Annotated in this window: 18 protein-coding genes and 1 pseudogene; 11 read left to right on the top strand and 8 right to left on the bottom strand. The window is 45.5% G+C overall.

From position 1 onward, the window contains the following. The first annotated feature begins 20 nt into the window (after positions 1–20). Positions 21–1,679 carry a response regulator gene (locus GC097_RS31950; protein ID WP_171687303.1) on the top strand — a complete coding sequence of 553 codons (1,659 nt, stop codon included), beginning with the start codon at positions 21–23 and terminating at the stop codon, positions 1,677–1,679. Positions 1,680–1,789: 110 nt separating this feature from the next. Here the strand turns inward: GC097_RS31950 and GC097_RS31945 are convergent, their stop codons facing one another. From GC097_RS31945 to GC097_RS31925, 5 genes are all read right to left on the bottom strand, one after another. Further along, complete coding sequence (locus GC097_RS31945) at positions 1,790–2,728, bottom strand: ABC transporter permease (protein ID WP_171687302.1); 939 nt, start codon at positions 2,726–2,728, stop codon at positions 1,790–1,792. Beyond that, entirely contained in the window at positions 2,725–3,585 is an 861-nt protein-coding gene (locus GC097_RS31940; RefSeq protein ID WP_171687301.1) for an ABC transporter ATP-binding protein, read from the bottom strand. The genes GC097_RS31945 and GC097_RS31940 overlap by 4 nt, the downstream gene beginning before the upstream one ends. A gap of 34 nt (positions 3,586–3,619) precedes the next feature. Beyond that, a complete protein-coding gene (locus GC097_RS31935; RefSeq protein ID WP_171687300.1) occupies positions 3,620–3,994 on the bottom strand; it encodes a LytTR family DNA-binding domain-containing protein in 375 nt (124 codons plus the stop codon). Positions 3,995–4,032: 38 nt separating this feature from the next. Continuing rightward, a complete protein-coding gene (locus GC097_RS31930) occupies positions 4,033–4,554 on the bottom strand; it encodes a tubby C-terminal domain-like protein (RefSeq protein ID WP_171687299.1) in 522 nt (173 codons plus the stop codon). 530 nt (positions 4,555–5,084) lie between these two features. Next, positions 5,085–5,348, bottom strand: coding sequence for a sugar ABC transporter permease (locus GC097_RS31925; protein WP_171687298.1), 264 nt, complete (start codon positions 5,346–5,348; stop codon positions 5,085–5,087). Positions 5,349–5,572: 224 nt separating this feature from the next. Between GC097_RS31925 and GC097_RS31920 the strand changes: the two genes are divergently transcribed. The 10 genes and pseudogenes from GC097_RS31920 to GC097_RS31870 all read left to right on the top strand — a co-directional run bounded on the left by GC097_RS31920 (position 5,573) and on the right by GC097_RS31870 (position 16,851). Then, positions 5,573–5,857 carry a hypothetical protein gene (locus GC097_RS31920; RefSeq protein ID WP_171687297.1) on the top strand — a complete coding sequence of 95 codons (285 nt, stop codon included), beginning with the start codon at positions 5,573–5,575 and terminating at the stop codon, positions 5,855–5,857. A gap of 421 nt (positions 5,858–6,278) precedes the next feature. Then, entirely contained in the window at positions 6,279–6,491 is a 213-nt protein-coding gene (locus GC097_RS34550) for a hypothetical protein (RefSeq protein WP_246294587.1), read from the top strand. A 23-nt stretch (positions 6,492–6,514) separates the two neighbouring features. Next, a complete protein-coding gene (locus GC097_RS31910) occupies positions 6,515–6,865 on the top strand; it encodes a transposase (protein ID WP_171687295.1) in 351 nt (116 codons plus the stop codon). Beyond that, positions 6,847–7,805, top strand: a pseudogene (locus tag GC097_RS35455) (IS91 family transposase); the annotation flags it as partial. The gene GC097_RS31910 and the pseudogene GC097_RS35455, both read left to right, overlap by 19 nt. Before the next feature lie 598 nt (positions 7,806–8,403). Next, positions 8,404–10,131, top strand: coding sequence for a cache domain-containing sensor histidine kinase (locus GC097_RS31895; protein ID WP_171687320.1), 1,728 nt, complete (start codon positions 8,404–8,406; stop codon positions 10,129–10,131). A gap of 12 nt (positions 10,132–10,143) precedes the next feature. Next, entirely contained in the window at positions 10,144–11,124 is a 981-nt protein-coding gene (locus GC097_RS31890; RefSeq protein ID WP_171687293.1) for a substrate-binding domain-containing protein, read from the top strand. Between the two features lie 108 nt (positions 11,125–11,232). Beyond that, positions 11,233–12,321, top strand: coding sequence for a galactose ABC transporter substrate-binding protein (locus GC097_RS31885; RefSeq protein ID WP_171687292.1), 1,089 nt, complete (start codon positions 11,233–11,235; stop codon positions 12,319–12,321). A gap of 137 nt (positions 12,322–12,458) precedes the next feature. Beyond that, entirely contained in the window at positions 12,459–13,976 is a 1,518-nt protein-coding gene (locus GC097_RS31880; protein ID WP_171687291.1) for a sugar ABC transporter ATP-binding protein, read from the top strand. 17 nt (positions 13,977–13,993) lie between these two features. Then, positions 13,994–15,025, top strand: coding sequence for a galactose/methyl galactoside ABC transporter permease MglC (mglC, locus tag GC097_RS31875; RefSeq protein ID WP_171687290.1), 1,032 nt, complete (start codon positions 13,994–13,996; stop codon positions 15,023–15,025). Positions 15,026–15,120: 95 nt separating this feature from the next. Next, complete coding sequence (locus GC097_RS31870; protein ID WP_171687289.1) at positions 15,121–16,851, top strand: methyl-accepting chemotaxis protein; 1,731 nt, start codon at positions 15,121–15,123, stop codon at positions 16,849–16,851. Positions 16,852–17,295: 444 nt separating this feature from the next. On the opposite strand, the gene GC097_RS31865 is transcribed toward GC097_RS31870, so the two are convergent. From GC097_RS31865 to GC097_RS31855, 3 genes are all read right to left on the bottom strand, one after another. Continuing rightward, positions 17,296–17,760, bottom strand: coding sequence for a RidA family protein (locus tag GC097_RS31865; RefSeq protein ID WP_171687288.1), 465 nt, complete (start codon positions 17,758–17,760; stop codon positions 17,296–17,298). An 80-nt stretch (positions 17,761–17,840) separates the two neighbouring features. Beyond that, entirely contained in the window at positions 17,841–19,046 is a 1,206-nt protein-coding gene (locus GC097_RS31860; protein WP_281364427.1) for an alanine racemase, read from the bottom strand. After that, on the bottom strand, positions 19,046–19,702 hold the full coding sequence (locus GC097_RS31855) for a helix-turn-helix transcriptional regulator (RefSeq protein ID WP_171687287.1): 657 nt from the start codon (positions 19,700–19,702) through the stop codon (positions 19,046–19,048). Before GC097_RS31855 ends, GC097_RS31860 begins: the two co-directional genes overlap by 1 nt. Between the last annotated feature and the right edge of the window lie 41 nt (positions 19,703–19,743).

The raw sequence follows: 19,743 nt of genomic DNA, 5'->3' as shown, positions 1-19,743 counted from the left end.
AAACGTTTAGGGGGGCGAACATGTACAAGTTAATTTTAGTCGACGATGAAGAGGATGTGCGGGAAGGGGTCGTCCGCGAAATCAATTGGGAAGCGATCGGCTTCGAGGTCATTGAGAAAGCGGAGAACGGCAGGGAAGCGTTGGAAATGGTGGAGAGATTGCAGCCGGACGTTGTGGTAACGGACATTCAGATGCCGTTCATGAATGGGCTTCAGCTGGCTGAAGCCATTCGAGAGCGCTTTCCGACCATTAAGCTCATTATTCTTACGGGACATGATGAGTTTGAGTATGCCCAGAGGGCAATAAAGCTGCACATTGATGAATATGTGTTGAAGCCTTTTTCCGCGCAGGAGCTCATCAATGCCTTGCTGAAGGTGAAGGGGCAGATTCAGGAGGAAGTGGCGCACCGGGAAAATGTCCAGCTGCTGATGGAGCATTACAGGAAGAGCATGCCTGTGCTTAAGGAAAATTTCTTGGCGACGCTTATGAACCGGAAGCTCCCGCGGGAAGAAGTGTACGAGAAAGCGGCAAACTATGGCATAGAGCTGAATGGCCGCAGCTTCGTCGCTGCTGTAATGAGCATAGATGGGGTGCTGATTCCTGAAGAGGAACTGGACAATCGGGAAGAGTTGTCCAAGTCCGTTTCCTTAAAATATTCGGCGGATCAGGCACTGAAATATTTCGCCCTATTAAACATTACGGAAGAGATTGCAGATAGGCGCCGTCTTGGTCTTGTTTTTATGCATCACGATCAAGTGGTCGTCTTGGCTGCCAGGGAAAGCGAAGACAGGGAAACCGCGCTGCAGGAGACTATGAAAGTGCTGGAAGAAGTGCGGCAAAATGTAGAAAAATATTTGAAGTTTACGTTAACGGTCGGCATTGGAACGGTCATGAAGGATGTGACCAAAATCAGCTATTCGTATGAAGATGCTGTGTTGGCGCTGGATTACAGACTTATTCTTGGCAATAACCGGATCATTTCCATCGATGATGTAGAGACGCGCAGCGGAGAGAAAGTCCGCTTCGACGACGTGAAGGAGCACGCCTTGACGCGCTGCATTAAGGTCGGGACGAATCAGGAGATCCGCGAGACGATGGACGAGCTTTTTCAAGGGATTGAAGGAGCCGTTTCCGTTAAGGATTATCAGATCTATTTGCTCGAAATATTAACCTGTATTTTGAAAGCGGCCAAGGACTCGAATTTGAACGTAGACGAAGTATTCGGCGATAATTTCATTCCTTTTACAGAGATTAATAAGTTCACCTCGTTGGAAGAAGCCAAGCACTGGCTTGCCGAGCTGTGCGCCTCGATGATGAACCATATCGCGACGGACCGCCAATATACCTACAAGAACTTGGTCGAAATGGCCAAAGAATATACGAAGAACCACTATCACGAAGGCGATATTACGATTAATAAAGTGTGCGGCCATCTGCATATTAGCGCGGGATATTTCAGCAGTATTTTTAAGAAAGAGACGAAAATGACCTTCGTGAACTATTTGAACCACATCCGCATGGAAGCGGCGAAGGAGCTGCTGCGCACCACAGACATGAAAGCGCTGGAGATTGCCGAGAAGGTAGGCTATGCCGATGCCAACTATTTCAGCTTTTCATTCCGCAAAAATGTCGGTGTTTCACCGAAAGAATATCGCAATGCCAATAACAAAGCGCAGTAGGATTCATGACTAAACTTTCAACTGCCGTTTATAATAGATATCGGCATTCCCGTCTAACCTGAAAAGCAGCGTCCCGAGCTTGTTTCTCGGAATCGCTGCTCTTATGATTTTTATACCAACTCTCTTCTAGCAAACGCAATCCAACCTACCAAATAAAAAGCGATCACATAACCAAGCAACACCCCCAGCGAAAACAACAAACTTATTCCCTCAACAGGAGGCGTACCTGTAAAATAAACTTCTAGATTTAAATGGGTAAACAATGATAATTTTGCCATTACCACATTAATACGATATAATATAGAGGTAAACATATTTCCACTAAATAAAATAAAGACCGAAAATCCAATGGCAAATGAGCTACTTCGAAACAAAACTGAAATTACAAATGCCATGGTTACAATTACAAATAATGTTATAATTTTTAAACCATAGGTAATTAGGAGTTTATTGATATACGTAGTGCTTTGAAAGTTCACTCTATCCCTTGCAAATACATAAGGTTCCATAGCACCTTTTGTTCCAAATAGGATAGCACCTGCTATCCAAGAGACCACAAATACGATAGCAAGTAAAACCGCTGCAAAAAGAAGAATAACAACGTATTTGGCCAAAAGCAACTTATAACGACTAATTGGCCGTATTAAAAGAAGCTGCATCGTCCCCCATCTATACTCACTAGCCACTACACTGCTTGCAATAATAAGAGTAAATAGTGTTACAAAAGGTAACAATTTTGCTGCGGAATTAACAAATTTCCAAACACTCATTGTTTTGGGTGATATTCCATTGTTTAATGCATACTCATTTTGTTTAACTTGTGAGTTTATATATGGCCTGATTTCCTCAGGTGCTTCTTGCATTTCAATAGTAAGCAGGCGGTTTTCTTCTAACAATTCAGCTTTCCAATCACTCGTAACAGTCTTATTGTTATAATTAATATGTAGTATAGCCATGATGGAAACCATCATAAAAAGAAGGGCAACCATGCTCCAAACCAATGGACGATTATAAATCTTAAGTAATTCCGCTTGTATAAGCCTGATCAAGCTCTAGCCTCCTGCATTATTTTTATAAATTTGTCTTCCAGGTTATATGGTTGTATTTGAACGCTATACACTTTAATTTGATGTTGAATGAATAAAGATAACAGATCTGAAATGTTGTCACGCAACACTAAGAAGACTAGTGAATTTCCTTCTACCCGTATTAGATCATGTTCGCTTGTATAATCTAACAGCAACTGCGTTGCCTGTTGAATTTGATCCACTTCTATTCTCGTTACTTGCTTTTCTTTGTCTTCTTTCTTCGTCGATTCAATAGTTAGAATCTCACCATTGCTCATAAATGCTACACGATCACATAGGAATTCCATTTCATTAAGTAAGTGACTTGATATGACAACCGTTTTCTTTTGTTCTTTTGTCAAATAGTGTAAATGTTCTCTGAATACCTTTACCCCCATAGGATCCATACCATTGGTAGGCTCATCTAATAAAATCAAATCAGGGTTCTGAAGCAGTGCTTGAGCTAGACCTAGACGTTGCTTCATGCCTAACGAAAATGTTCTAACTTTTTTTTTTGCGGCTTCTTTCAAACCTACAATGCATAACACCTCTAGTATCTTTTCTTTATCAGGGTTATGATTGCTATAAAAGCTAAAGTGTTTCAGATTGTTATAGGCAGTTAAATAAGGATACATATGAGGGACTTCAATAATTGCTCCAATATGATGTGCAGCTTGTACGTGGTTAGAATTTGCGTCAATTCCATTAACGTAGATATTACCCTCCGAAGGCCTCATCAGATTAGTAATCAAACGAAATAAAGTCGTTTTTCCAGCACCGTTCGGCCCCAACAAGCCCAATATCTCTCCTTGCTTTACCTCCAGTGTTATGTTTTTCAAAATTCTATTACCACGAATTATTTTTTCTACATTTTCAATTTTTAAGGGAATTATATCCTTTCACCCCTTCTACACTAAATAACTTTATTGAATTACGCATAATATCTTTGCAAACTAGAGCTGTCTTTCTATTTTTATAATAGGCCTCATAGGTATTGCGATTAAAAAAGTTTAACTCCCTCAAGTTAAGAATGTTCACAATGTATGATTTATGGGAACGCACAAAAATATCCGGCAACATACTCATCATATGTTTCAAAGAAACGTCCACACTTATCTCTTGCAAATCAGTATGAATTAGAGTCTTTTGCTTGATACGTTCAATGTACAAAATCTCAGAAAGCTCAATGTATACAATTTGCTCTCTCTTTACAATTAACAAACGATTCAAAACCAGTTGAATGTCCATAATCAACCTCAAAAAATAGATTTGCGGAGCCCGAACGTTTAATTTTTCAAAATGAACACGTAGTACAGTGCTGCGATTTCGTAGATTGAAACCCTTTCATCGAAAATTTTAAACGTAATATGATTGCTCTTTGGTGGAAGCATTCCTTCTGGATGTACCTCAGCTGCTACATGCTGATCAACGATAAAACGAGTTATTTTGTCGGCAAAATCTTTTTTTATCCAAACCTTAGTACTACTTTTTTCATAATAGAATTCGGGATTCGTTTTAATTCTAGTCTTCTTTTCACATATGAAATTTTCCTTCTTTAACTCAACATGCCACTTCTCGACAAAAAGTGTTTTTACAGTATTAATTTCTTTAATATCAATCTGCAAATCCCCATTCTGGTCATAAGCACGAACATTATTGACTATATTATCTAATAAATAATTCAACAGTCGTTGTACATTATTTGAATAATAACGTTCCATCATTCCTACAGGTACATCATTACTGTCTTTAATTGCGATAGATGATGTACTAATCCTCAAGAAAGGAAGAATAGCCTTATAGATCATGGACCCTCCTATATTCACTTATTTTAAAAAAATCAATAGCCTATTCGATATATATACCTCGACCAGTGCGGCAATAAATAAAATGAAAACGGCTAAAGGGATCGTCCGTACACAAGTTTTAAAATAAAATTTTTTAATTTGTGCGATATTGTTTTTCTTCATAAAAAAAGAAATTAAGAACTGAAAGTGTTCAATTGTAAAAATGAAAATGATTAAGCATACTATCCATTCCAATAGTCCATGAATAAGCGATGCCGCGTAGTATAACCACGGAGAAACCCCTACTGATTGCCATCCGGCACCCATACCAAAAATAAATTTAAACAGAAATATAGGCGAAATTCCTAGCAAGGAAATGGCAAACATAATCAATATATTTATGGTATTAAATGAGAAAATAAAACAGGCATCCCGGAACACTAACTTATTCATGGGACGAATATCAGCACTCCCTGGTGAAAAGAAACCTAAGAAAAAAAAGATTAGTGATAAGACAGTAAAGACGAGTATTAGCTTTTTGTGCCCAGGATTCATTTTAAAGCTTCATCCTTTTCGATGCTTACAGTTCCTAAATTAAGAGATGTTATTTGTCTAGTAGATAAATGATATGCGTTAACAATACCATAAATCCAAATGATCGGGTAAATGATTAATCCAATAATAACAGAAGCAAGTAAGATGGATACAAATTCCAAAACAATTAAAATAACTCCTTTCTTAACATGACCTAAATACAAGTGACCGATACCTGGATAAATAATAGAAAGAACTACTGCTAACCATGGTTTTTTCAAAACAAAACCTCCTATTTTTTTCTATATATTATCATTTAATATATTAATTTACAATAACTATTATGTAAATAATTTCAATATATTTCTATTTTGATACTTTAAATGATTAAATTACCATTTCAGAATGCTAATATCCCATATTAAGTGTATGAGTCCAAATCCATCAAAACTTTGTTATATGCTTTGAAGGTATCTAAATTGCTTAATAAGGAGGAACTAAACTAATGTTTTACAATTATTTTACTGGCACTTCAAGTGCAGCAGATGCAGCATGGACCATCGCTCAATTAATTTTCCGCAAACTTAATGTTGTAGGTGACGTCGTAGCGCTGTACAATTCTTTGCTCTGGAAATTCCGTGCGATTTACAATTCGTTTGGAGGCAATTTCTCTTGGTTGGATCTAGGCGGGGTTATTCTGGATCTAGGTGAATTTATTGTTAGCTTAACACCTGCAGGTAAAGTTGCGGATATTGTTGCAATTCTATGGGGGAGCGCTAACGTTCTTTAGTCTACATGCTTTCAGTAGATATAATTGCAGACTAGGAACTGTTTTTAAAGCGTTCGCGTAGGGAAGGAACGGCTTAAATTTGAACAAAAGGACCTCAAATTACACTGTGCAAAGTGTGAGATGAGGTCCTTTTTTATTGTTTAGGAAATTATGCACTTCTCGAATTTGTGGATAAACCTGATAAAATGGAAAAATGGGGGGGAGCATGGTGAAGCAGGAGACATGGAAGAAACGAGGGATCGTAAAGCAAATTCTAAAAGATCACTTCCATGGATTTTGGGAACTACATGCGACCCAATTTCCAGAAGATTTAAGAGAGTCTATACAAGAATCAGTGAGGAAAGCGATACGATGCGGAACGAAAGACATGGGTTTTGCACGGTATGAATGCATGGGATGTACGGGAGGAGACCCGGAACCCGTGATTATCTGCTTTACTGTGCCGAAAGAATTGCGGAAGTATTTCTTCGAGGATCGACGGAAGCTGAACGAACTAAGCAAAGAAGTGGCGAGAGTGATTCAATACTACTACCGCCGGAAAAACAAGAACAAGCAGTATGAGGTGGGTGTTATTACGGTCATCCATACGTTTGGCCGGGACTTGAAATTTAATCCGCATTCCATGCACTGGTGACAGAAGGAGCTCTAGATCATACGATGCAGTGGAAATCGGTGGAGTACGTCTCGTTTTCGTATTTACGTAAGTCATGGCAGAAACTGTTGATGGACCTGATTATGAAGTGGTTTCCAACGGATACAAAAGTGAAGGAACTGGTAAACCAGTTGTACCAAAGGTACAAGCATGGTTTCTACGTGAATGCGGAGCAGCGGATGAAGGATGCCCGCGGAGCGGCAAAGTATATCGGGAGGTACTTGGCTCGCCCTGCGATTGCAGAATATCGGATCTTAAGTTATGACTACCACAAGGTACATTTTTGGTATGAAGACCATCAAACGGGACAAAGAGTGGATGTTGTCGCACCGGTCATGAGGCCGTACGAATCATAAAAGAACATTTTGAAAAGAAACATAAGATCACACCTGGCATTATTGCGGGAGTACATACCTTTGGCTCGCGTCTGAACTTTAATCCACATGTCCATATGTTGGTGACGATGGGTGGAATGAAATCAAACGGAGAATGGAAAACGTATGATTACGTGCCGTTTGAAATGCTTAGAAAACAGTGGCAAACCGTGGTGCTAAAGCTAATTCGAAGAAGCTTGAACGAAGAAGAGAAGAGACAAGTACAGTCCAGACCGCAGCAAGCCTACTCGGCCAATGGAGAAGGTTTTTATGTGCATGCGCCGAAACAAAAAGGGAACGTAAAGAACCAGCTAGGGTACATAGGGCGCTACATGAAGCGACCAGCCATTGCGTTAAAGCGAATCAAGTCCTATGACGGAGAATACGTCGTGTTCAGCTACCACGATAAAACAAGTGGGGAAGAGAAGACGGAAAAAGTAACGGTGGAAGAATTTATTGCAAGGGTCATACGCCATATTCCGGATGAAAACTTAAAACAATCCGGTATTATGGGGTCTATTCGCGTAAGCTGAAAAAGGTAAGTAGAAAGCTAGTGACAAGCTGGCAGAAAGAAGCAAGGAAGTGGATTGTACGGGCACAAAAGAAACTAAAACGGAGGAATTGGAGAGAGCGAATACAAAGAATGACGGGTAAAGACCCACTGGTGTGTCCAAAGTGCGAATGTTACTATGAATACAAGGGGGAAGTCTGTCTAGAAGAAGGCAAACTAACGATTAAATATGCAGTCTGCGAGAGAACGCGAGGCTGTTTAGAAAGGATGATTCGAGATCTCACCTGGAAGCAAGAAAACAAAAAGCAAAAAGAAGAAACCCCAGTTGTCCCTAAGCAATTATGTACTGTCGAAACAGACAGTGAAGTATATATGTTTGACTTGTTCGGAAGTGGAAAGCATACCGCTTAATGTCGTGCAAGATTTTGATCGAATGGATCAAGGGGATCCGGCAGTACCGCCTCAATTTACATGTGAAAGCTGCGAAGGAGCTATGTATCCAGAGTATTACAAAGGGATATATGGGTGCGAATACCGGATCTCAGACAGGTTAGAGAACAAAGAAGTGGAAGGCAGCTCAAAGTAGAACAGAAGAGGGATGGGTGTGAGGGTGGAAAGTTTACGGGCCGCCTTTGAAATCGTGTTTATACCGCATAATAAATTCAAAAAACACGATTTCAACAGCGGTTGGAACCCCGCATCCATCCCTCCCCATGGACAAAAGTATGGGTTTACATACAAAAGGACCGTCAGGATGTTTTTCCTGACGGTTTTTCTTACTATATCGCGATTAATACTAAGAAGCCATTCCTATTTTGATTAACCATTGACAAAGCTTGCTCAGCCTGTTGTGTATTCCAAAGGCAATTAGTACAATAATCCTTAACAGGTTAAACTTCTACCGCAATGCTAACACCAAAGCGCAGTAGGGTTAAGGAGCGGGGGGTTAGTTTTGATACGGAAAGCAAGAGCTCTATTCAAGCCTTTGTATGATGTGCTGCTGGACACGATGAGAGTCAAGAGCATTCAGTTTGCCATTACGATATCTTTTATTTTCATAACGGTAACCGTCATGCTGATCATTTCGCTGGTGCTTTATAATAAATTTTCCCGGACGGCGGAAGAAAGCGCGTTCCTGAACACGCAGCAGATCGTCGAGCAGGTTCAGATCAACTTGGAAAATTACATAAAAGGGATGGCCGACACCTTCGAAGTGGTTGATGCCAAAATTGCCAAAAGCCACGGCGTCCCTTCGGATAAGCTGACCGAACAACTGGAGACAATTGCAAGCACGCGCGAGGATATTGTCTCGATTAATTTATTTGCCGCGGACGGAGAATTGGTTACAGGAATTCACCACACGGCCATGCGCAAAAACACCCGGCTGCTCGAGCAGTCTTGGTTTAAGTCAGCACTGGAAAATCCGAATCATCTTAGCTTCTCCTTGCCGCATATTCAGAATCTGTTTAAAGATCCGTACCGGTGGGTCGTTTCGATGAGCAAAGGGGTCTCGATTCAAAGAAACGGGAGATGGGAGGATGCGGTTGTTCTGGTGGATGTTAATTTTAAGACGCTAGACGGTGTGTTCCGCACGGTTTCATTGGGCAAAAAAGGGTACGTCTACATCATCGACGACTCTGCCGGCAACATTGTGTATCATCCTCAGCAGCAGCTTATTTATATTGGTTTGAAATATGAAAATGTGGAGCAGGCGCTCAAATTCTCCTACGGCAAGTATATGGATGTCAGCGAGGGCGAATCCCGGCTTAATGTCGTTAGGACCGTTAATAATATCGGTTGGAAAATCATCGGGGTCTCTTATTTGGATGAGATGATTACGACCCGCAAGGAAATTAATACGTTTATGATATGGCTGCTAGTCATTGTCCTTATTTTTATTCTGCTCATCTCGTCCTTCATGTCAGCCCGCATTTCCAAGCCGATCAAGCGGCTGAAGAAGTCGATGGAAATGGTCGAGAAAGGGCATTTTGACACGTACATCCATGTTCGCGGAGCAGATGAAGTGGAGCAGCTTTCGCGCCGCTTCAATCTCATGGTTTCCAGGGTGCGCGAGCTGATGGATCAGAATATCGATGAACAGGAGACGAAAAGAAAGAACGAGCTTGAGGTTCTGCAGTCTCAGATCAATCCGCATTTCTTGTACAATACGCTCAATTCGGTCGTTCGGATGGTTGGGAACGGGAAAAACGAGGAGGTCGTCACGACGATTACCTCTTTGTCCAAGTTTTTTCGGATTTCGCTCAGCAAAGGGAAAAACATTATCCCGATTGAGGATGAGATCGAGCATATCCGAAACTATTTGATTATTCAGAAGATGAGGTATAAGGACAAGTTCGATTACGAGATCGAAGTCTCGGAAGAAGTGCTGCCCTATAGAACGGTGAAGCTGATTCTGCAGCCGTTCGTAGAAAATGCGCTTTATCATGGCATCGAGTATATGGTGGATAAAGGTCATATTCACATCTCCGCGGAGAAAATCCAGGATACGATTCTGCTCCAGGTCCGGGATAATGGTGTGGGCATGTCGGAAGAAATGCTCAAAAACATTATGATTGGGGCTGTAAAAAGCGATAAGGGATCAGGCGTAGGCCTGCGCAATGTGCACGAGCGAATTCAGCTGTATTTCGGTTCGGAGTATGGCGTTAAGGTAGAAAGCGAGCTTGAAGAAGGAACAGTCGTTAAGATTAGGATTCCAGCCATATTGGAAGAAGAGTAGAAAGGAGCAGCGATGGATAAACCAATGAAACTAGGCTCTCTCGTTCTTGCTGTCTTGGCAGCTGTCGTCTCTATGTCTTCTTGTATGCAGGAAACCGAGACTACACCAACCGCGCAGAAGAAGCACTTGGAAGTAGTGCTGAGAAGTCAGAACGGGGACTATTGGAAAACGGTTAAAATGGGCGCTGAGGTTGCCGCAAAGGAATTTGATGTCACGTTGGATTTTCGGGCGCCTGACGATGAAGCGGATGTGAAGGGGCAGATCGCCTTAATGGAGCAATCCATTAAGAGCGGACCTGACGCGATCGTGCTCGCCGCTAATGATTATAAGGAATTATCGGATGTTGTCGAAACTGCGGCGGAACAAGGCATTCCGGTTGTGACGATCGACTCCGAGGTGGAATCGCGCAAAGCAAAGAGCTTCATTGGCGCCAACAATTACGATGCCGGGCAAATGGCCGGCCAGCAATTGATTAAGCTTGCCGGGACTCAAGGAAATATCGCCATCGTCAGCTTCAGGCAAGGGGAGCGCAACACAGAGCTCAGGGAGCAAGGTCTGTTGGATGAAATATCCAAATATCCGGCCATTCAGGTGATTGCCAAAGTATACAGTTTGACGGACCGGGGAACTGCGGATCAGCTTACACAAGGCATCATCGAGAAATACCCGCATTTGGACGGGATTGTTGCCCTGAATGAAATTTCCTCGATTGGCGTGGCCGACGCGATTCAGAGAATGAATCTCCAGGGTAAAGTGAAAATTATCACATTTGACAGTACCTCCGAAGAGTTAGAGATGCTGCAGGAAGGTGTCATTCAAGCAACGATTATTCAAAACCCTTTCAGCATCGGCTATTTGGGCGTTAAAAATGCGGTTGAAGCCTCACATGGCAAGAAGATTCCGGACCGCGTAGCGACCGGGATTAAAGCGATTGACCTCAGCAACATGTTCTGGTCGGACAATCAAAAGCTGCTTTTTCCGTTTATAAAGTGATGAGAATTTCGATAGAAGATGTGAGGATATTGCATTTGTTTCCTGCTGCACATGCCTTATATTTAGAAATGTAAATAAACAAAACAACCTTTTAGGGAGGGTCTTACCTTGAAAAAATTGATTACCCTTGCAGTAGCGAGCGCTTTGGTTGCAACCGTAGCAGGATGTGGCAGTAAAACGGAAACAGCACCTTCAACTTCTCCGGCAGCAAGCACAAGCACTGGTGCAGCTGCAACAGCAGCTCCAGCTAAAACAGAAGCCAAAAAACCAACAATCGGTGTAGCGATTTATAAATTCGACGATACGTTCATGTCCGGTGTACGCGCAGCGATTGCTGACGCTGCGAAAGACAAAGCTACGGTGGATATCGTAGACAGCCAAAACTCACAACCAACACAAAATGATAAAGTTGACCTTTTCATCACGAAAAAAGTAAACGCTCTAGCGATCAATGCGGTTGACCGTACAGCGGCCGGCGTTATTATCGACAAAGCAAAAACGGCAAACGTACCGGTTGTGTTCCTGAACCGTGAGCCACTGGCTGACGATATGAAGAAATGGGATAAAGTTTACTACGTAGGCGCGAAAGCTGAGCAATCCGGAACAATGGAAGGCCAATTGCTTGTTGACTACTTCAAGGCTCATCCTGAAGCGGATAAAAACAAAGACGGAAAAATTCAATACGTTATGCTCAAAGGCGAACCGGGACACCAAGATGCTGAGCTTCGCACGAAGTTCTCCGTTCAAGCGATCACGGATGCCGGTCTGGGCGTAGAAAAAATAGCTGAAGATACGGCTATGTGGGATCGTGTAAAAGGCCAAGAAAAAATGGCTGCGTTCCTGGCTGCCAACGAGGATAAAATCGAAGCGGTAATTGCTAACAACGACGATATGGCGCTAGGTGCAATCGAAGCGTTGAAAGCAAAAGGTTATTTCAAAGAAGGCGGTAAATATATGCCGGTAGTTGGCGTAGACGCGACAGCTCCTGCTCTGCAAGCACTTGGGGATGGAACACTGCTCGGAACAGTTCTGAACGATGCGAAAAACCAAGGTGCGGCAACAACGAACGTAGCGACTGCTCTTGCTAACGGTCTGGTACCAAGCAAAGAAACGACTGGCTATGATGTTACTGACGGTAAATATATCTGGATTTCCTACAAAAAGATTACTAAAGCTAACATGAACGAAGCGAAGTAATCCCAATTGAAGCGGGCAAGAGCAGTTAACCGCTCTTGCCTTCCTTATTTGGAAACCCGTGCAAAGATAAAGAGACAGGCTTCGAATAAATGGCTTCACTTTGTAGGGATTATCGTGAGCTGGTAGGGGGAGTTACCATGACATTACATGAGTATTTACTGGAAATGAATCAAATCTCCAAGGAGTTCCCCGGCGTCAAGGCGCTGGATAACGTTACCCTGAAAGTTCGCCCGGGAAGCGTGCATGCGCTGATGGGAGAAAACGGGGCTGGTAAATCGACGTTGATGAAATGCTTGTTCGGCATCTATAAGCCGGATGGCGGAGACATTAAGCTGAACGGTGAAACCGTATCCATTCTTAATTCCAAGGATGCCTTGGCAAACGGCATCTCGATGATTCATCAGGAGCTGCACCCGGTACCGCACCGTAACGTGATGGAGAACATTTGGTTAGGCCGTTTCCCGCAAAGAGGCATCGGACCTTTGAAATTAGTGGATCACAAGAAGATGCGCAAAGATACAGAAAACTTGTTTAAACAGCTTCAAATGGATATTAATCCGGATACACTTGTAGGAACGTTATCGGTTTCCAAGGTGCAATCCATTGAAATTGCCAAAGCCGTTTCCTTCAATTCGAAAGTCATTGTTATGGATGAGCCGACTTCGTCGTTGACAGGCAATGAAGTTGAGCAGCTGTTTCGCATCATTCGCGACTTGAAAAGTCGTGGCGTCTCGATCATCTATATTTCACATAAAATGGAAGAAATCCTCGAGATTTCGGATGAAGTAACGATTATGCGCGACGGAGCCAAGATTGGAACATGGCCATCGTCCCAACTGACCACCGATATGATCATCTCCAAAATGGTTGGTCGCGATCTCAAAGAGCGTTTCCCTGAAAGAAGCAACGTGCCGAACGGCGTATTGATGAGTGTCGAGGGACTGACTTCGGTCATTCCAAGATCTTTCAAAAATGTCTCTTTCGATCTTCGAAAGGGAGAAATTCTTGGCGTAGGCGGTCTGGTTGGCGCGCAGCGGACGGAATTGATCGAAGCTTTATTCGGACTACGGGGGCTTGCTTCCGGCCAGATTTCGATGCATGGCAAGCAGGTTAAGCTCAAATCGCCGATTGATGCCATTCGTCACAAAATTGCGCTGCTTACGGAAGAACGCCGCGTCACAGGGATTTTCCCGGTATTATCGGTGCTGGAGAACACCGTCATTGCGAACTTAAGCCGGTATATGAACCCGTTTGGGTTCATTCAGGAAGCGAAACGCAAAGTTGAAGTTGAGAAAAGCATCGAGATGCTTCGCGTGAAGACGCCAAACATGCATGCGCTGATCAAAAACCTTTCGGGCGGTAACCAGCAGAAGGTGCTGCTCGCCAGATGGCTGCTAACAGAGCCGGACGTGCTCTTGCTGGATGAGCCGACTCGCGGGATTGACGTAGGAGCGAAGTTTGAGATTTATTCGATCATTGCAGACCTTGCGAAACAGGGGAAAAGTATCATCATGATCTCTTCTGAAATGCCCGAGCTTCTTGGGATGTCAGACCGAATCATGGTCATGTGCGAAGGACGCCTTACGGGGATCGTAGAAGGAAATAAAGCAACAGAAGAAGAGATCATGCGCCTTGCTGCACAGCATATGGCATAATGGGGGGCCAAGAAACCATGAGTACAAAAACAGAAACATTGAAATCCAGAGACATTAGTGGGTTCGTGACCAAATACGCAATCTACATCGTGTTGGTCGTGCTCGTTATTGGGATCGCGATTTACGATCCGCGCTTTTTATCCGTCAGTATCCTTCGCGACATTTTGCTGCAGTCATCCACGCGGGTCATTATTGCTTTGGGTGCCGCGTTCATCTTGATTACGGGAGGCACCGACCTCTCGACAGGAAGGATCGTCGGTCTGACCGCCGTCATCTCGGCATCGATGCTGCAAACGCAGGATTACGGCCGCAGATTTTTCCCGGATCTTCCGCATATGCCGCTGCTTGTGCCAATTCTTATCGCGATTGTAGCCGGCCTTCTGGTAGGTCTTATCAATGGGATTATCGTCGCAAAATTGAAGGTCCCGCCATTCATTGCAACACTCGGTACGATGGTAGCCGTGTACGGTGCCAACTCCTTATACTTCGATATGAAACCGAATCAGTCCCAACCGATCGGCGGATTGCGAGCTGACTTTAGTAAACTAGGCACAGGGTCCATTGGATCGAATGCCACGTACTCCATCCCTTATATTGTGATTATTGCCATTGTAGTTGCCATTCTTGTTTGGATTGTTTTCAACAAAACGAAGCTTGGGAAGTACATGTACGCGATCGGCGGCAACATTCACGCTGCAGTCGTTTCGGGTATCAATGTTAACCGTTACCTGATTTACATTTACTCCATCGCAGGTGCTTTGTACGGATTGGCCGGGGTGCTGGAAGCTGCGAGAACCGGCGGTGCAACGAATAACTACGGAAACATGTACGAGCTTGATGCGATCGCGGCTTGCGTAGTCGGCGGCGTGTCCACCTCGGGCGGTATTGGAACGGTTCCAGGCGTTCTCGCAGGGGTATTGATTTTCAGCGTTATCAACTACGGTTTGACGTTTATCGGCATCAGCCCATACTGGCAGTTGATTATTAAAGGGGTTATTATCGTCGCTGCGGTAGCTTTTGATATGCGGAAATATATGAACTCCAAATAAGGTTAACAAGCTAACAGGCTGTCGCTTAACGGGGCAGCCTGTTATTTTACGAATAGAATTGTAAGCGTTTGCGTGTTTACGAAGGGGGCGCGGCTATGCAGAAGAGAGGGTCTTCCGGCCATGAAAAGAGGAAGTTTGCGGTTTCTTTGCGGGGCAAAATTGTAGGGACCTTTATCATTGTTTCTTTACTCGTTGCGGCAACTAGCGGCATGTCTTATACCTATTTGGACAAAGTGGACAGCTCTTACTCGAAGCTTTTGGATGATAATGTAACGATTCTTCGGCATGTTGCGGAGATCAAAGAGAAAACCCAAATGCAGAACAGCATGCTGCTCGGCTATGTGCTGAATCCAGCGAAAGATAAAGAGAAGTTTTTGACGGAAGTGAATGAGGAGCTTTCTTCGATTATTGCGCAAATGGGGGAACTTGCTAAGGACGGGGAAGAGCAGAGTGCGATTCAATCCATGGCGGACTCTAACCAAACGTTTATGCGACTTGTTAAAAAAGTGACGGAATACGCAGACAAGGGGAAAGCTGATTTAGCCAAAGCCGAAGCGATGCAGTGGGCGATTCCAACGACAGAAACGTTGACGCAGTCTGCGGCTACAATAGAAACACTGGAAAGAACGGTTCAGGAGGAGGCGACGGTACGCAATCATGTGGTCGTGCAGTCGACCGTTCGAACGTTAATTTGGGTTAGTTTGGTTGCTTTTCTATTTGCGCTGGCTATTGGACTTTTGCTTTCTAGAGCGATCGTTACTCCGATACGTTCCATGGTAAGGACGGCCGAGCGAATTGCTGATTGCGATTTAACGACGGGTGATATATCCGTAAGCAACAGAGACGAGTTGAGGGATTTGGCTATGGCTTTTAATGGCATGAGAGCTAACCTGCACAGCTTAATTAGCCAGGTGGGCACGAGTGCCCAGCACGTAGCTGCCGCCTCCGATGCGCTTAGCAGCAATGCCGAGCTGGTCAGCGAGTCTTCCGAACGCATTACGTATACGATTCAAGAAATTTCGATGGGGACGGACGCGCAGGTACGAAGTGTGCATCAAGGCGTTTCCATTATGGAAGAAATGTCAGAGGCGGTTATTCAAATTGCCGGCGCAACGCAATCGGCCAACCAGCAGTCTTTATTCGCCCAACAAGCGGCCGGTGCAGGCAACACAGCTGTTGAGACGGCGATAGCGCAAATGAAAGCCATCTATCAGAAGATGAGGGAGCTGGCGGAATCTGTCCAACGTTTAGGGGAGCGGTCCGAGCAAATCGTCCAAGCAAATGCGATTATTGCAGGTATTGCAAGGAAAACGAATATGCTTGCCCTGAATGCTTCCATCGAAGCTGCGCGAGCAGGGACGGCCGGCAAAGGTTTTGCGGTCGTAGCGGGCGAGGTCCGCAAGCTGGCTTTGCAGACGGGAGCCGCCGCTGAAGAAGTTACGCAGCTTGTTTCGGGCATACAGGAGGAAACAAGATCGGTCGTAAGCTCCACCGAGGCTGGAAGCCGGGAGGTGAAGACAGGATTAGAGGTTGTCGGCGTCGCGCAGACAACGTTCCTGCGCATACGCGATGCGATGGACGATGTCGCTCGCCAGATTGCGGAAGTGGCGGTCAGCTCGGCCGCCATCTCCGGGCAAACGCGCACAGCCGTTGATGTGATTCGCGGCATTCATGAAGTCGCTGGACAGACTGCTTCGGGTGCGCGCAACGTCTCCTCCAACATCGAGGGGCAGTATGCGAGCATGGAGGAGATTGTCTCCTCGGCTTCGGTGCTCAGCAGCATGGCAGGCAATTTGCAGGATTTGATCGCGCGATTCCGTGTGTGAGTGATACTTAGAAGTTCCGTGATGTGAAAACAGGCCTGAGGAGATGTATCCTCGGGCCTGTTTGTGCTGGGCTAAATGAATTGGCATTGCTTTGCGGCGTTAAGGATGTAATTTACCTCGTTAATTATCTGCAGCTGATCGCGAACTGAGCGCGCTCAGAGCACTTAACTGGAGATTCCTGCGCGAACCGAGCATACCCAGAGCACTTAACTGGAATTTCTCCTGCTAATTATCTGTATCTGAGGGCGATATGACAAATTAAAGGAAATTTCTCCTGTTAATTAACCGCATTAAGGCTGAATATTTACGTTTTCAATGATTTATAGGGAAAAATTCCAGTTATTCGAATGAATAAACCTTGAAAGAGTGAAATAACGGGGATTTTTCCAGTTAAATTATGCCTCTAAAAGGGACTCCCGCGCAAAATGATCACACCACTAGCGATTAATCGCGCACTTCAACGATCAGTTCAATCTCCACCGGTGTGTGAAAAGGCAGGTCGCTCGTACCGATAGCGGAACGGGCATGTCTGCCGTTCTCGCCGAACACAGCCACTAACAAGTCCGATGCACCGTTGATCACATACGGTTGATCGCCAAAGCCCGGCGCACTGTTGACGAAAGCGAGCATTTTTACGATTTTGACCACGCGGTCCAAATCGCCCAGATACCCTTTCATCACAGCCAGGCAGTTGATGATCGTTTGGCGTGCGGCAGCTTGCCCTTGCTCGATCGTGACTTCGCGGCCAAGCTTGCCCTCGTACATCAGTTCCCCGTTAATCCGGCAATCCTGGCCGGATAAATAAATGAGATTCCCTGTCTGATTGCAAGGAATATAGGTGAAGTGCGGCTCTGGGGATGCAGGGAGCGTGATGCCCAGTTCTTGCAGGCGTTGTTCAATGTTCGACATCCTATTGACCTCCAAGTCTATGTATAGCAGCTTTCCCACTGCCGATTCTATATCGGGTTCGTGGCGCTAGGCGGCTCATTTTACTCCAGCATGCCCCGTGCAAGCACCGGCATGCGCTTATAAGCTTGATCGCGCTGCATCATGACATGATTGTGCAGGTTGACAGTGCTGCATATATGATTAGGAATAATGCGCAGTTTGTCGCCAATTCGTAGATTAGCAGCTTGGGCTTGCGGTCCGAGTTCGATCATGCCATGCTCCTCGGTTAAGCGAACGAGCTGCGCATCCGCCAGCTCCAGGATATGGCCGAAGCCCCGCAGCTGCAGAGGATCGGTGCCTGGCTGAATGTCGGTGGCGAAGGTTTTGCTGCCACCGTCGACAATGGCGAGATCTTCCGACGGACGGCTGACGACGGTGACGAGCACGCTGCCTGCGCAGTCCTCAAGGCTGCAAACGCCAAGTCGTGCCTGCATCCGGTCGTGGAACACGTACGTGCCCGGACGCACTTCGGTCACGCCTTCCACCGCAGCAGCGTAAAGAGCCGTCGGCGTTGAGCCTACGCTGACATCCGCGATCGCGATGCCCTGCGCTCTAAGGCGCTCGGCGAGCTGTACCATCAGCGTGCCTTCCTCCTTGCCGGCTGCCGCCACGTCAAGCGTCGGCTTGCCGGCGAGCAGAGAGCCGCGGAAGGTGTAGATGCCGGTCAGCCGCAAGTGCGGCATGCGCGTGATTTCCGCCGCAAGCTCAGACGCCTGCTCGTAAAGAACACCGGTGCGGCGCAGGCCCGTGTCGATCTCCAGGCGGACTTGCAGCGTGTGTCCATGGCGGCCGGCGATCTTCTCCAGCAGTTGTGCGCCCGCTAAGCTATCGACGCCGACGAGCAGCTCGATTTGCCGGCTGAGCCGAATCGCCCGTTCGATTTTGCTTGCAGTGACAAGGGGATAAGCGATGAAAATATCGCGAATGCCATGCGCCGCCATGACCTCTGCTTCGGAGACTTTGGCGACCGTAATGCCGACAGCTCCGGCCTCGATCTGCTGAAGCGTGATAGCGGGGATCTTATGCGTCTTCGCGTGCGGCCGCAGGTTCACACGCTGCTTGCGTATCATTTCGGCCATAGATTGTATGTTGCGATCCATCCGCTGAGCGTCAATAATGAGACAGGGCGTTTCTAAGGCTTCCAATGATTCAAATGTTTCCAGGATTTCTAAGGTTTCTAACGAGTTCAACGCCTCAAAGGGATTCGGTATGCTCAGCATTTCCGGCTTCACTAATCGTTCAGTCATCACGCATCACTCTCTTTCGCGGCACTTTTACTTTCTTCCAAGTAGCTGTAGAGGGTATACTTTGAAATATTCAGATAGGTGCAAATTTTCTCGCCGCCTTTTTTGATCAGAAACGCGCCTTTGGCGTCTAAAAGGCGGATCATGCGCATTTTGTCATCCTTGGCCATAACGGCAACGGGTTTGGCGACCTGCTCCTGCGCTTCTTGAATGAGGGCGTCGAGCAGCTCGCTGACACTCGTTACGAACGATTCTTTCACTTGGGCTTGCTCCCCGGGATTGATTAGGGTTTGCAAAGTTTTGCCTGCGATCATCAACTCTGTTATATCATAGTTGATACATAGCGAGCCTATGATACGGCCGGCTTTATTTTTCATATACGTCGAGCTGGAGCGCAGAATGCGCCCGTCCTTGGTTTGTGTCAAATAGTTCGTTTTGCTGCCGTTGACATGATTGCCCCGCAGCAGTTCCAGCCCCAGATTGGTGCCGGGGTCTCCGACCTTGCGTCCCGTAACGTGGCCGTTGGCAATCGCAACAATGGTACTTTCGTACGAACCGGTCAAATCATGCAGGACGACTTCGCAGTTGTCCCCGAACTGTGCGGCAAGCCCCGTTACAAGGTCGGTCAAAAATTCAAATTCATCTTGAATGGATTCCATACCCAATTTCTCCCTTATAAAGATGGATCTGAGCCAAATGG

Source organism: Paenibacillus planticolens (assembly GCF_013141725.1).
GTDB classification, from domain to species: domain Bacteria; phylum Bacillota; class Bacilli; order Paenibacillales; family NBRC-103111; genus Paenibacillus_E; species Paenibacillus_E planticolens.
Note: the sequence above shows the minus strand (reverse complement) of the source record. Positions and strands in the feature narration are given on the sequence as shown.

Excerpts from the sequence above, each read along its gene's own strand:
- GC097_RS31870 (WP_171687289.1), top strand. The coding sequence starts at position 15,121 with ATGCAGAAGAGAGGGTCTTCCGGCCATGAAAAGAGGAAGTTTGCGGTT.
- GC097_RS31880 (WP_171687291.1), top strand. The coding sequence starts at position 12,459 with ATGACATTACATGAGTATTTACTGGAAATGAATCAAATCTCCAAGGAG.
- GC097_RS31865 (WP_171687288.1), bottom strand. The coding sequence starts at position 17,760 with ATGTCGAACATTGAACAACGCCTGCAAGAACTGGGCATCACGCTCCCT.
- GC097_RS31895 (WP_171687320.1), top strand. The coding sequence starts at position 8,404 with ATGAGAGTCAAGAGCATTCAGTTTGCCATTACGATATCTTTTATTTTC.
- GC097_RS31860 (WP_281364427.1), bottom strand. The coding sequence starts at position 19,046 with ATGACTGAACGATTAGTGAAGCCGGAAATGCTGAGCATACCGAATCCC.
- GC097_RS31920 (WP_171687297.1), top strand. The coding sequence starts at position 5,573 with ATGTTTTACAATTATTTTACTGGCACTTCAAGTGCAGCAGATGCAGCA.
- GC097_RS31935 (WP_171687300.1), bottom strand. The coding sequence starts at position 3,994 with ATGGACATTCAACTGGTTTTGAATCGTTTGTTAATTGTAAAGAGAGAG.
- GC097_RS31950 (WP_171687303.1), top strand. The coding sequence starts at position 21 with ATGTACAAGTTAATTTTAGTCGACGATGAAGAGGATGTGCGGGAAGGG.
- GC097_RS31930 (WP_171687299.1), bottom strand. The coding sequence starts at position 4,554 with ATGATCTATAAGGCTATTCTTCCTTTCTTGAGGATTAGTACATCATCT.
- GC097_RS31855 (WP_171687287.1), bottom strand. The coding sequence starts at position 19,702 with ATGGAATCCATTCAAGATGAATTTGAATTTTTGACCGACCTTGTAACG.
- GC097_RS31890 (WP_171687293.1), top strand. The coding sequence starts at position 10,144 with ATGGATAAACCAATGAAACTAGGCTCTCTCGTTCTTGCTGTCTTGGCA.
- GC097_RS31910 (WP_171687295.1), top strand. The coding sequence starts at position 6,515 with ATGCAGTGGAAATCGGTGGAGTACGTCTCGTTTTCGTATTTACGTAAG.
- mglC (WP_171687290.1), top strand. The coding sequence starts at position 13,994 with ATGAGTACAAAAACAGAAACATTGAAATCCAGAGACATTAGTGGGTTC.